The organism is Saccharothrix sp. CCNWYY140 (genome assembly GCF_037401995.1).
Classification (GTDB): Bacteria; Actinomycetota; Actinomycetes; order Mycobacteriales; family Pseudonocardiaceae; genus Actinosynnema.
In genome coordinates this window covers 1-12,102 of the sequence record NZ_JBBEGC010000175.1, presented here as the reverse complement: position 1 = coordinate 12,102, position 12,102 = coordinate 1, and the positions used below count along the sequence as shown (strand labels likewise).

Here is a 12,102-nt window from a genome sequence, read left to right as displayed (position 1 = left end):
TCGCCCAGGCCGGACGGGGAAAGAAACCGAGGCCCTTCCCGTGGTCGCTAGCCGCTTCGGCTCGCGCCTTCGGCGCGAAGCGCGCTACGGGCGGAAGCCGTGCTGCGTGCGGAGGTCAGGACAGAGTGAAGGCCAAGACTGCGGTAGCGGTGAAGTCGATGGCCGGCTCCGAACTGGGCCACGACGTCAACTCGTCCACAAACCGCGACCCCACGGAGTCGAACTCCTTCGTATACGACTTGGCACAAGGAACCGCCCCCGCCGGCATCTCCCCCAAATCCGCAAACAACTCCGCCGCATTAGGCCCGTTGACCACCCCACCCGCCAACACCCGCGACCCTCCATCCGGGTCACCAGCCAAGTTCGCAGCCTGATGATGCGGACACTCGGGGAACCGAGCACCCACCCCAATCACCAAACTCGTCCCCCAAGCATTCGCCCCCAACGTGAAGTTCCGCTGCCGCACCCCAAAAGCATCAAACGCCCGATCCCCGGTCAACCCCCGGTACAACCGAGCAGTAGCAGCAAACCCGAAGCTACGCGTAGCCACGTCAAACTCCGTCACACTGGCCGCCGTCCGAAACGGGCTAGTGCGAGCACTGTCCACCCCGGACTGAAGCTGACGACGCAAATCCCCGATCACCAGCTCCTGCGTGACCTCCGCCCCCGGCACACCCGCCCGCAACAGCTTCACCAACCCGAAATGCCCCAGCGCACTGGTGTTGTAGACGTTCAACGTGTCCGCATCACCACCGCCCAGGTACACCGCCGCCCAGTGCGTGGCCTCCCTGGCCCACCGCTCAGCCCGAGGGTCACGCAGAGCCTTCCCCGCCAGAGCCAACTCCGCAGCACCAAACTCCATGTCGTCCACCCAAGAGCTCTCCGGGTAGTACGCATGCGGGAACGCGGTGACGAGCTCCCCCACATCCGCCGTCTTGGCCTGCGCAAACAGGGACGCCGCCTGCTCCAGGTACCAGCGCGCCTTGCGAGGGTCGCGTTCAAGCTGAGCCGCCAACGCGAACGACGCCGTCACGCGACCAACCAGGTTGGGGCTGATCTTCTCCCCAGGCTTGTTCGCACGGAACACGGGCCGGTGCTTGATGAAGTACTTCTCATCGCCCGGCTTCACGTCCAGCCTGTCGTCGTCCTCGGGAAGCCGCCACACGTCGTGGTCGCCCAGGAAGCCGTGTTCCTCACTTCCGGTCCCGATGCCGACCTGCGCGTACAGAACGCCCTTCTCGGCATCCCACACCTTGTCCAGCCACCGCAGACCGAACTCCGCCTCAGCCCGCAGTGCAGCCTTGGGTTCCGCGCGATGAGCGAACAGCAAGGACGCCGTGGAGTACGCAGTGGCATGGGTGAACTTCACGAAGTCGCCAGCATCGAACCAGCCACCCTCGACATCCACCTCCTCCCCCAACGACTTGAGAGGCTCGGCCAACTCGTCGCCGCCGTCGCCACGAAAGACCGGGGTGTCGTACACGGTCGCCGTGCGATCGGTCAGGTGCGCCGGTTTGCGGTTCAACCGGCCTGGGATGACGTCCGCGCCGTCGCGCTGCGCCTGGAAGAACTCGACCGTACGGTCGGTGACCGGGGAGAACAGGTCGGCACCGATCTTGAACGGTGGCGAGGTGGTGCCGGCCGCCTTGATCCGGTACGTGCCGGGCTTGGTCAGGGCGGTGAAGTCGATCGGCTGCACCGCGCCGAACTTCGCGCTCCACCCGCCCAGCGACGCGCCGAGCCTGCCCGACAGGACCGCACCACCGCCGGAGTCCACCACCGTGAAACGGCCGTCGACGGCGGACTTCGCGAGCAGATAAGCCTGCTTGCTCTCCGCCGTCCCGTACCCGACCTGGTCCAGCCGAACGTGCCCGGCCGGTGCGGCGTGCGCGGGTAGCGCCGTCGTCACCGATCCCACCAACGCCAGCGCCGTCGCCCACCGTGGGAACCGCATGGAACCTCCGCTCCAGGCCGGCGGCGGTGGCCTTAGTAAAGAACCTTCCCTAATAGCTCGGGAGACTAGCCGCCGGCCGGGGCGGTTACCAGCCCTCGGGGGGTTCCACGAAGGCCTTGCCCAGGTCGCGGGTCAGGCCCAGGGCCCGCCGGACCCACGACGCCGTGGCGCCGGCCAGGCCGCACGTCGGGGTCGGCACGGCGTGCGTGGCCAGGATCGAGCGCGGGAAACCCAGGCGGTCCACCAGGTCCAGCGCGGGCTTGGCCGCGTCGCGCAGCTTCAGCGGTCGGCCCGGGTCGGTGCTCGGCACGACGCCGAGGAACAGGGTCGTGCGCTCTTCCCACGCTTCGCCGACCTGGTCCCACAGGCCCTCGTCCAGCGCGGTCACGTCGAACGCGATCGCCTTCGCGCCGGCCTCGCGCAGCAACGTCAGCGGTGGGCGGGGTGCGCAGCAGTGGACGACCACGTCCGCGCCGACGCCCTCGATGACGGTTTGGAGCACGGCACGCGCGTCGGGCTCCGGCACGGCGGGCACCGTCCCCAGCTTGGACGGCGTGGGCAGCAGGCCGCGCAGCACGGCGGGCAGCGACGGTTCGTCCAGCTGCACGACGACCTTCGCGCCGGTCCGCTTGCCCACCTCGGCGACGTGCCGCGCCAGGCCCTCGGTCAGCGACGCGGTGAACTCGCGCAGCGCGCCCTTGTCGGTGAGCACGCGGTGGCCGCGCATCAGCTCGATGCCCGCCGTCAGCGTCCACGGCCCGGCCGCCTGCACCTTGACCACGGAGGGCGTCAGGCCGTCCGCGGCCTCCTCGAACGCGTCGAGGTCGCGGCGCAACAGGTCCACCGCGCGGCGGTGGTCCTTGCCGACGTGCGAGGCGGTCCGGTAGCCGGAGGTGACGATCTCGATCGGCAGGTCGACCAGCAGCGCGGCGGTGCGGCCGATGACGTCCGCGCCGACACCGCGTGCGGGCAGTTCGGGCAGGTGGGGAAGGGTGGGCAGTTCGCCGAGCACGACCCGCGCGGCTTCCAGCGGGTCCGTCCCGGGCAGTGAGCCGATGCCGGTGGCGCTGCCTTCGGACCAGGGTGCGTGTTCCACGCCGCACAGTCTCCCACCCCGGGCGCCGACCCGGTCCGGACCGAAAAGGTCTAGACCCATTGACGCGGTGGTCCAGTCCACTTACCGTCACTGTGTCGGTGCTGACAGTTGCGACGGCGCCGCACACGACGTGGTGTGGGGGCGTGCCGCGCCCCACGCTCCCACACCACCTCCACCCGTCCCCCTGTCACGGGAGCACGTTCAATGCCGAACAGAGTTCTCGCCGCCCTGGCCGCGGGCGTCGCCGCGGTCGTCACCACGGGCCTGCTGCCGGCCGCCCCGGCGGGCGCCGCGCCGAGCCCGACCGCCGTGTTCGCCCAGGACTCCGCGTGGGGTTCGGGCTACCAGGGCAAGTACACGATCACCGCCGGCAGCACCGCGCTGACCGGCTGGAAGCTGGAGTTCGACCTGCCCGCCGGCACCACGCCCGGCTCCTACTGGGACGCGACCCTGGCCAGCAGCGGCAACCACCACACCTTCACCAACCGCGAGTACAACGGCAACGTCGCCGCCGGCGCGTCCACGTCGTTCGGCTTCCTGGTCAACGGCACCGGCCTGCCCACCAACTGCAAGCTCAACGGCCAACCCTGCGCCGGCAGCACCACGACAACAACCACCACCAGCACGACCACCACCACTACGACCACCACCACGACTCCTCCCCCGGGCAGCATCAAGTCGGCCCCGTACGTCGACATCACGATGCCCACCCCGTCACTGGAGTCGGTGGCACGCGCGACCGGCCAGAAGGTGTTCACGCTGGCCTTCGCCCTGGCCGACAGCTCGGGCTGCAACCCGTCGTGGGGCGGCACGATCCCGCTCAACGACAGCCGGATCATCAACGACGTCCGCGCCCTCAAGGCGCTCGGCGGTGACGTGATCGTGGCAACCGGCGGCGCGGCCGGCCCGTACCTGGAGTACACGTGCTCGACCGCCGACGCCCTGCTCGGCGCGTACAAGAAGGTGCTCGACGCGGTCGGCAGCAACCACCTGGACGTGGACGTCGAGGCGACCATCCCGCACGACATGGTCAACACCGCGCTGAAGAAGCTCCAGACCGAGCGCGGCACGTCCATCAGCTACACCATGCGCGTCCAGGGCGACGACTACGGCATGGACCCGTACTCGGTGCAGATCCTCCAGAACGCCGCCGCCAAGGGCCTGACGGTGCTGGTCAACCCGATGACGATGGAGTTCGGCACGTCCAAGCCGGACTGGGGCGACGCCGTGATCGCGGCGGCGGAGAGCTCGCTCCGGCAGATGAAGCAGATCTGGCCCGCCAAGTCCGACGCGGAACTCAAGCGGCTGCTCGGCGTGACCCCGATGATCGGCCGCAACTTCAACGGCAAGGTCTTCACCCAGGACCACGCGCGCAAGCTGGTGAACTGGGCCAACACCAACCGGATCGGCCTGCTGGGCTTCTGGTCGGTGGGCCGCGACAACGGGTCGTGCCCCGGCGGCGGCATCTCGCCGACGTGCAGCAGCATCCCCCAGTCGCAGTACGAGTTCACCACCCTGTTCAAGGGGTTCACCGCGTAGCGACCCCGCGGGTTCGACGGGGGTGGCGACCCTGCGACGCCACCCCCGTCAACCGAACATAAGGTGCGGGGATGAACGGACCAGCGGACATGCTCGCGAACGACGCCGCGTCGACCGCGCTGGGGATCAAGGCCCTCGACCTCTCCGACGGGTCCGCGACCCTGACCATGACCGTCACCGACCGCATGATCAACGGCCACGGCATCGCGCACGGCGGGTACGTGTTCCTGCTCGCCGACACGGCGTTCGCCTGCGCCTGCAACCGTCCCGGGTCGGTGACGGTCGCGGCGCAGGCGGAGATCGACTTCCTGGTGCCGGTGCGGCTGGGTGACGAGCTGGTCGCCACCGCCGTGGAGAGGGTCCGGCGCGGCCGGAGCGGGATCTACGACATCACCGTGCGCCGCGGGGACGAGGTGGTCGCGGAGTTCCGCGGCCGGAGCCGGACCCTCAAGGGTTAGACCGGCTGAGCCGCGCGGCGCAGTCCGATCACTTGCAGGGTGATGAAACCGAGCACCGCCACGGCCTGGGCCACGATCATGAAAACCCCCAGTCCGGTCACCGGGAACCATCCGGCGAATGCGGTCAGGAAGCTGTCCACCACCCACACGAAGTTTCCGACGACCACCACGCCGATGAGTGCCCGGACGGGCCGCGTGCCGAGGAAGAAAACACCCACGCCATAAGCGACGAGGAATGCGCCGAGCCCCAGCACGAGACCGCGCGGCAATCCCAGTGGTGCGTCGATCAGAAGGGCCATGAGCCCCAACCCGCCCGAGGCGACACCGTCGAGCTTGAGTGCGAAGCGGAGGAAACTGTCGTTGCGAACCTGAGTCGTCGTCATGGCCCAGAAGTTAGGCCGGGGAACACTGCCGGCACCACGTCAAACACTGCCAACGGCTGCCAGTTGTCAGCCCGCGACCTGCACGGACAGGTCTGCGGCCACCAACTTCGCCCCCGCGTTCTGCCAGTTGTGGAGGGTCCGCTCGGGGACCTGGTTGACGAACCACGCAAGCGCTTTGCGGGCGTCCGGGTCGAGGTCTTCGCGTTTCGTGCGCCGTGAATACGGCCGGATTCCGACCACGTAGTAGAAATACAAGGCGTTGTAGTGCCGCCATTCGTCGCTGGTGCCGAAGTCGCCGTCCTTCGGCTTGAGCCGCTGGATGCTCTCCCACAACAACGACTTCAATTCCGCCGCGCGTTCCAGCGGTTGGTCGGGCGCACCTCGGGCGGCCAGGCGCTGCGAGATCACCGGGAGTTCCGTCAACGGGCTCGCCACGAGTTTCCCGAGGTCGCCGTAACTGCTCAGCGCCCGCCGGGTCAGTTTCACGAAATCCGCGTCGGGAGCCAGCGGCGCGCGGCGCGGCAGGGCGTCGGCGGCCTCGCGCAGCTCGGCCCGCTCCTCGGCGACCTCCGGCACGGCGACCCGGTCCACGACGGCCGCGAGCGGGTTGGCGAGGACCTGGAGCGCGACCGCCGCCGCGACCGTCCCGAACAGCAGCGGCGCGAGCCGGTCGTCCAGGAACAACGCCACCTGCCCGCCGAACACCGCCGCCATGCCCGCCGACACCAGCAGCGACCGCACCATGTCCGCGCGGATCGCCTCGCCCTCGTCGAACGCGTCCCGGACCGCCACGAGCACGCCGAACAGCATGAGGTCCACGCCGATCGCCGCCACCAGCCACACGGTCGGCACGAAGTTCAGCAGCACCGCGCCCGACCCGAGCAGGAACATCAGCGAAGCCGCGCCCACCAGCGTCCGATGTTCCCGCAGGTAGAGCACGAGCACCACAGCCAGCGGCACCAGCACCACCGGCGGGAAGAACCACGCCGCCACCACCAGTGGCGCCGCCGACAGCCGCCACCACCGGTCGTGGCGCTCCGGCAGCCAGCACGTGATCGCGCCCGTCCACGCGATCGCGGGCAGCGCCAGGACGACCGGGGGCACCGGCAGCGCGAGGGCCGCCGCGTAGGCCAGCAGACCGGCCGCGGTCCGGTGCAGCAGCGGCTTGCGCGGGTCGCGGACCAGCAGGTACAGGCCCAGCCACCAGGCCAGGCCGAAGGCGACGACGGACACCCCGATCACCCGGCGATCCTACGGTTGCGTCGGCTGGGACCATGAGCCTCATGCCGGTGGAGCTGACGCTGCGCAAGGCCGCCGAGGAGCTGGAACGCGGTGATCTGGCCAGTGTGCTGAAGGCACGGCAGCGGCTCTCCGGGCTGGTCGCGACCTACCCCGACCGGCTGGACCTGCGCGAGCGGCTGGCGGCGGTGTACCGGGTGCTCGGCGACGCGGCGCAGGCGGGCCGCTGGAGCTACCTGTCCGAGCACCGCGTCGAGGCGGAGGTGGCGGCGTTCGAGCGCGCCTACCGCACGCCGCAGGCCCGGCTGGCCGCGCTGAACTGGGTCGGCGGCGAGGACACCACCGAGACCGCGCGGGTCCGGCTGGCGGCGTTGCGCTCGGCGGTGTCGGAGGAGCTGCGGGCACGGCTGGCGGTGGCCGACGACCGCGACTCGTCGTGGCCGGCGAACGTCCTGGTCCTGCTCGGGCTCGTGGTGGTGCTGCTGTGCTTCGTGATCGGCGCGGTGACCGTCGTGGTGTGGGTGTACCGGTGGTTCGCCGGCTGATCGCGCATCCTGGTGACATGGACGTCACCGCCGCAGCCGACCGCATCCGCCCGCACATCCGCCGCACCCCGCTGTGGCGCGTGTCGGTGGACGGCCGCCCGCTCGTGCTCAAGCTCGAACACCTCCAGCTGACCGGCTCGTTCAAGCTGCGCGGGGCGGTGAACACCCTGCTGCTGGCCGGCGTCCCGGACCGGGTCGTCACGGCGTCGGGCGGCAACCACGGCCTGGGCGTGGCGATGGCCGCGAAGCTGCTGGGCACGCAGGCCACCGTGTACGTGCCGGTCAGCGCGCCCGAGGGCAAGGTCCGGCGGATCGAGGCGGCGGGCGCGAAGCTCATCCGGTCGGGCGCGACGTACGCGGAGGCGGTGGTCGCCGCGAAGTCCGCGCCGGGGTACTACGTGGAGGCCTACAACGACCCGGCGGTCATCGCGGGTCAGGGCACCGTGGCGCTGGAGGTCGTCGAGGAGGCCCCGGACGTGGACGTCATCGCCGTGGCCGCCGGCGGTGGCGGGCTGGCGGCGGGGACGGCCCTGTCCGGCGTGCGGGTGGTGGCCGTCGAGCCGGAGGGGTGCTGCTGCGTGCACAACGCGCTGGTCACGGGCGAGCCGGTCGACTCACCGGTCGACTCGGTGGCCGCGTCCGCGTTGGGCGCCACTCGGGTGGGTGATGTGCCGTTCGGGGTGCTGCGCTCGTCGGGGGTGAGGTCGGTGCTGGTCAGCGAGGCCGAGCTGCTGTCGGCACGGGACCGGTTGTGGGAGGAGTTCCGGCTGGCGGTCGAACCCGCGGCGGCCGTGCCCTTCGCGGCGTGGCTGCACGGGCGCGTGCCGGGGACGGCGTGCGTGGTGCTGTGCGGGGCGAACACCGACTGGACGCCGTAAGCCGGACGTTCCCGGCCGGCCTCAGCGGGTGGTGTCGATGGTGGCGCTGGCCAGGACGAGGTCGCCGGCCGGGTCCGGGCGGTAGACCGCCACCGCCTGGCCCGGGGCCACGCCGCTGAGCGGCTCGCGCAGGTGGACCTTCAGCTGCCCGTCCACCAGTTCGGCCACCGCCGGGGCGAGGCCGCCGTGGGCGCGGACCTGGGCCACGCACTCCACCGGGCCGTCGAACGGGATGCGGGTCACCGGGGTGCGCGCCACGATCTCGGTCACCGCCAGCTTCTCCGCCGACCCGACCCGCACCGTGCCGCTCACCGGCTCCAGGGACAGCACGTACCGGGGCCGGCCGTCGGGCGCGGGCGCGTCGATGCCCAGGCCCCGGCGCTGGCCCACGGTGAACTCGTGCACGCCCACGTGCCGGCCCAGCACCGCGCCGGTCTCGTCGTCGACCAGCACGCCGGGCTGCTCGCCCAGGCGCTTGGTCAGGAAGCCGCGGGTGTCGCCGTCCGGGATGAAGCAGATGTCGTGGCTGTCCGGCTTCTCCGCGACCTGGAGGCCCCGCGCCGCCGCCTCCACCCGCACGTCCGCCTTGGTCGAGTCGCCCAAGGGGAACATGGCGTGCGCGAGCTGCTCGTTGGTCAGCGAGGACAGGACGTAGGACTGGTCCTTGCCGTCGTCGGCCGAGCGGCGCAGCTCCAGCCGTCCGTCCACAGTGGACAGCCGGGCGTAGTGGCCGGTGCAGACGGCGTCGAAGCCCAGGCCGATCGCCTTGTCCAGCAGGGCCTCGAACTTGATGCGCTCGTTGCAGCGCAGGCACGGGTTCGGGGTGCGGCCGGCGGCGTACTCCGCGACGAAGTCCTCGACGACCTCCTCGGTGAAGCGCTCGGCGAAGTCCCAGACGTAGAACGGGATGCCGAGCACGTCGGCGGCGCGCCGGGCGTCCCGGGCGTCCTCGATCGTGCAGCACCCGCGCGCCCCGGTGCGCAGCGTTCCCGGCTTGGCCGACAGGGCCAAGTGGACGCCCGTCACGTCGTGCCCCGCCGCCACGGCCCGCGCCGCGGCCACGGCGGAGTCCACGCCGCCGCTCATCGCCGCCAGCACCCGCATCCCGGTCACACCCCCGCCTTCGTCCGCTTCATCCCCGCGATGCCCGCCGTGCGGGCGCGTTCCACCACCGGGCCGATCGCCTCGGCCAGCTCGCGCACCTCGTCCAGGGTCGAGGTGTGGCCCAGCGAGAACCGCAGCGACCCGCGCGCGAGCAGCGGGTCCACGCCCATCGCCAGCAGCACGTGGCTGGGCTGGGCGACGCCCGCGGTGCACGCGGAGCCGGTCGAGCACTCGATCCCCTTGGCGTCCAACAGCATCAGCAGGCTGTCGCCCTCGCAGCCGGGGAAGGTCAGGTGGGCGTTGCCGGGCAGCCGGTGCACGGGGTCGCCGTTGAGCACCACGTCCGGCACGACCCGGCGCACCGACGCCACCAGCTCGTCGCGCAGGGCGGCCAGCTCCTCCGCGTGCGCCACCTGCTCGGTGACCGCGTGCCGCACCGCCGCGGCCAGGCCGACGATCGCGGGCACGTCCAGGGTGCCCGAGCGCACGTCCCGCTCCTGGCCACCGCCGTGCAGCACCGGCGTGGTGGCGACGTCCCGGCCCAGCAGCAGCACGCCCACACCGTAGGGTCCGCCCAGCTTGTGCCCGGTCAGCGTCAGCGCGCTCGCGCCGGACTCCGTGAAGTCCACCGGCACCGACCCGACGGCCTGCACGGCGTCGGTGTGGAACGGGACACCGGCCTGCGCGGCCAGGGCGGCCAGCTCGGGCACCGGGTTGATCGTGCCGACCTCGTTGTTCGCCCACATCACGGTGGCCAGGGCCACGTCGTCGCCCAGCGCTTCGGCCAGCGCGTCGGGCTGGATGCGGCCGTGCCGGTCGGGCTCCAGCCAGGTGACCTCGGCGCCCTCGTGGTCGGCGAGCCACTGCACGGTGTCCAGCACGGCGTGGTGCTCGGTGCTGGAGGCCACCACGCGTCGGCGGCGGTCCGTGCGGCGCGACCAGTAGACGCCCTTGACGGCGAGGTTGTCGCTCTCCGTGCCGCCACTGGTGAAGATCACCTCGGACGGCCGGGTGCCGAGCGCGTCGGCGATGTCCTCCCGCGCCTCCTCGACCGCGCGCCGCGCCTTGCGGCCGGAGGTGTGCAGCGACGAGGCGTTGCCCGTGGTGGACAACGCCTTGGTCATCGCCTCGATCGCCTCGGGGAGCATGGGTGTCGTGGCGGCATGGTCGAAGTAGGCCATCAGTCTTCCAGGGTAGCCCTGCCCAGCCGCCGCGTGAGCACGGCACCGAGCACCGCGATCGCGGCCATCAGCAGGTCGAACGGCACGACGGCGGCGGTCGGCGCGGCGGTGGAGGCGAGCGTGGACACCAGCACCCCGCCCAGGCCGACCAGCAGCGCCGAGCCGAGCATGTCGCTGATCTGCAACGCCGACGAGTTGAAACCCCGGTCGACGTCGGTGGACGCGCCCAGCGTGAGCACGCTCAGGCTCGACATCGCGATCCCCATGCCGGCGCCGGCGACCGCCCACAGGACGGGCGTCAGCCACGCCGGCCCCCAGGAAGGTGCGATGAGCGTCACGCCCGCGATGCCCGTGGCGTTGAGCACGAAACCCCAGCGGACCAGCTTCTCCCGCGGGATGTGCGGGTTGCGGCCCTGCCACCAGGCGGCGGACGACCAGCCCAGGGCGCTGAGGGTGAGCGGGATGCCGGACCAGATCGCCGAGTAGCCGTGCACGGAGGTCAACGTCAGCGGGATGAACGCCTCGGCCGCGAAGAACGAGCCGGCGAGCAGGCCGCGGGACAGGATGGTCGCGGGCAGACCCGCCTTGGCCCGGAGCGTGCCCTTGGGCAGCAGGACGCGCAACGCGGGCACGAGGACGGCGATCCCGGCGACCCCGACCAGCAGGTTGACCCCGCTCGGGTGCTGCGCGGCCCAGCTCAACCCGACCACACCCGCCCCGGCCGCGACCGCCGCCAGCGGCAGTCCCTTGCGCGTGCCCTGGTCGGGGGTGTGCGCGGGGAGGTTGCGCAGAACCGGCACCAGCAGCAGGACACCGACCAGCACGAACGGCGCCAACCCCAGGAACACCCACCGCCAGGAGAAGGCCTCGGTCAGCCAGCCGGACAACGCGGGACCGACCAGCGAGGGCACCACCCAGGCACTGGCGAGCAGACCGAACACGGCGGGCCGCGAGCGCTCGGGGTAGACCAGCGCGATCAGCACGTAGACCGCGACCACCTGCGCCCCGCCGCCCAGTCCCTGGAGGACGCGGCCGAGGATCAGTTGACCCATCTCCTGCGCGGTCCCCGCGACGACCAGGCCGACCAGGAACAGCGCGGGCCCGACCAGCAGGCTCGGACGCGGTCCGCGCAGGTCGCTCAGGCGGCCGGAGAGGACGGTCGCGATGACGCTGGCGGCGAGGAAGGACAGGAACGGCCAGGCGTAGAGCTCGTTGCCGTCCAGTTCGGCGACCATGCGGGGCATCGCGGTGCTGACGCCCATGTTCTCGAACGCCAGCAGGGTGACGAGGAGGATGATGCCGAGCGTCGGACCGCGCCGTTCGGCGGTCCACAGCTCACCTTTGGGCGATTCGCGCTGCTCAGTCGAGGTCACCGGTACATGGTTCAACCTCTAGCCAGGTCGAGGTCAAGGCAATATGACGCGAATCTGGCACGCCCGTACCGACGGAGTGGGCAAGGCGGAGCGGCGGGCGATGGCAGACGTCGGCGGCTGGCGGTCGGGCAGCGGTCGGGCAGCGACCGCATGCGCGAGCGTGAGCAGCAAGCCAGTAGCGAGCAGTGGCCAGCCGGTCGCATGTCGCCGGATTGTCGGTCGCCCCACCTCACGGCTTTCCGCGCGCAGCGCGGTCTTCGCGCGCGGAGCGCGCGGTAGCCCTAGCTACAAGTGGAGGGCCTCGGTTCCCCCACCGTATGGCCTGCCCGAAGGGCTACCACAGATTTCCCGG

At 71.3% G+C, this 12,102-nt stretch carries 11 protein-coding genes; 4 read left to right on the top strand and 7 right to left on the bottom strand.

Annotated features, from left to right (window positions below):
• Positions 1-115: 115 nt before the first annotated feature.
• A complete protein-coding gene (locus WBN91_RS36755) occupies positions 116-1,954 on the bottom strand; it encodes a glycoside hydrolase family 9 protein (protein WP_337728922.1) in 1,839 nt (612 codons plus the stop codon).
• An 85-nt stretch (positions 1,955-2,039) separates the two neighbouring features.
• Positions 2,040-3,050 (bottom strand): methionine synthase, encoded by a 1,011-nt coding sequence (locus WBN91_RS36750; RefSeq protein WP_337728923.1) that lies wholly within the window; start codon positions 3,048-3,050, stop codon positions 2,040-2,042.
• A 204-nt stretch (positions 3,051-3,254) separates the two neighbouring features.
• Here WBN91_RS36750 and WBN91_RS36745 point away from each other — a divergent pair, with 204 nt between their 5' ends.
• Together WBN91_RS36745 and paaI are read left to right on the top strand one after the other, a co-directional pair.
• Positions 3,255-4,589, top strand: coding sequence for a cellulose binding domain-containing protein (locus tag WBN91_RS36745; protein ID WP_337728924.1), 1,335 nt, complete (start codon positions 3,255-3,257; stop codon positions 4,587-4,589).
• A 71-nt stretch (positions 4,590-4,660) separates the two neighbouring features.
• The gene (gene paaI / locus WBN91_RS36740) at positions 4,661-5,047 is read left to right on the top strand and encodes a hydroxyphenylacetyl-CoA thioesterase PaaI (protein ID WP_337728925.1); all 387 of its coding nucleotides are present in this window, start codon (positions 4,661-4,663) and stop codon (positions 5,045-5,047) included.
• Here paaI and WBN91_RS36735 read toward each other — a convergent pair.
• Entirely contained in the window at positions 5,044-5,430 is a 387-nt protein-coding gene (locus WBN91_RS36735) for a hypothetical protein (protein WP_337728926.1), read from the bottom strand. The two genes, paaI and WBN91_RS36735, sit on opposite strands and share 4 nt — an antisense overlap.
• 66 nt (positions 5,431-5,496) lie before the next feature.
• Complete coding sequence (locus tag WBN91_RS36730; RefSeq protein WP_337728927.1) at positions 5,497-6,672, bottom strand: hypothetical protein; 1,176 nt, start codon at positions 6,670-6,672, stop codon at positions 5,497-5,499.
• Between the two features lie 41 nt (positions 6,673-6,713).
• On the opposite strand from WBN91_RS36730, the gene WBN91_RS36725 reads away from it, so the two are divergent.
• Positions 6,714-7,214, top strand: coding sequence for a DUF6584 family protein (locus tag WBN91_RS36725; protein ID WP_337728928.1), 501 nt, complete (start codon positions 6,714-6,716; stop codon positions 7,212-7,214).
• Positions 7,215-7,231: 17 nt separating this feature from the next.
• A complete protein-coding gene (locus tag WBN91_RS36720) occupies positions 7,232-8,092 on the top strand; it encodes a serine/threonine dehydratase (protein ID WP_337728929.1) in 861 nt (286 codons plus the stop codon).
• 21 nt (positions 8,093-8,113) lie between these two features.
• Here the strand turns inward: WBN91_RS36720 and mnmA are convergent, their stop codons facing one another.
• Genes mnmA through WBN91_RS36705 form a run of 3 tightly spaced genes read right to left on the bottom strand, consistent with a single transcriptional unit; the run spans position 8,114 to position 11,750 of the window.
• Positions 8,114-9,196, bottom strand: a complete 1,083-nt coding sequence (mnmA, locus tag WBN91_RS36715) for a tRNA 2-thiouridine(34) synthase MnmA (RefSeq protein ID WP_337728932.1) — start codon at positions 9,194-9,196, stop codon at positions 8,114-8,116.
• Between the two features lie 5 nt (positions 9,197-9,201).
• The gene (locus WBN91_RS36710) at positions 9,202-10,377 is read right to left on the bottom strand and encodes a cysteine desulfurase family protein (protein ID WP_337728930.1); all 1,176 of its coding nucleotides are present in this window, start codon (positions 10,375-10,377) and stop codon (positions 9,202-9,204) included.
• Positions 10,377-11,750 (bottom strand): MFS transporter, encoded by a 1,374-nt coding sequence (locus tag WBN91_RS36705; RefSeq protein ID WP_337728931.1) that lies wholly within the window; start codon positions 11,748-11,750, stop codon positions 10,377-10,379. Before WBN91_RS36705 ends, WBN91_RS36710 begins: the two co-directional genes overlap by 1 nt.
• Positions 11,751-12,102 lie beyond the last annotated feature (352 nt).

What these genes read in the sequence shown, in the direction of transcription:
- WBN91_RS36755 (WP_337728922.1), bottom strand. Translation starts at nt 1,954, where the DNA reads ATGCGGTTCCCACGGTGGGCGACGGCGCTGGCGTTGGTGGGATCGGTG.
- WBN91_RS36745 (WP_337728924.1), top strand. Translation starts at nt 3,255, where the DNA reads ATGCCGAACAGAGTTCTCGCCGCCCTGGCCGCGGGCGTCGCCGCGGTC.
- paaI (WP_337728925.1), top strand. Translation starts at nt 4,661, where the DNA reads ATGAACGGACCAGCGGACATGCTCGCGAACGACGCCGCGTCGACCGCG.
- WBN91_RS36735 (WP_337728926.1), bottom strand. Translation starts at nt 5,430, where the DNA reads ATGACGACGACTCAGGTTCGCAACGACAGTTTCCTCCGCTTCGCACTC.
- WBN91_RS36725 (WP_337728928.1), top strand. Translation starts at nt 6,714, where the DNA reads ATGCCGGTGGAGCTGACGCTGCGCAAGGCCGCCGAGGAGCTGGAACGC.
- WBN91_RS36720 (WP_337728929.1), top strand. Translation starts at nt 7,232, where the DNA reads ATGGACGTCACCGCCGCAGCCGACCGCATCCGCCCGCACATCCGCCGC.
- mnmA (WP_337728932.1), bottom strand. Translation starts at nt 9,196, where the DNA reads ATGCGGGTGCTGGCGGCGATGAGCGGCGGCGTGGACTCCGCCGTGGCC.
- WBN91_RS36710 (WP_337728930.1), bottom strand. Translation starts at nt 10,377, where the DNA reads ATGGCCTACTTCGACCATGCCGCCACGACACCCATGCTCCCCGAGGCG.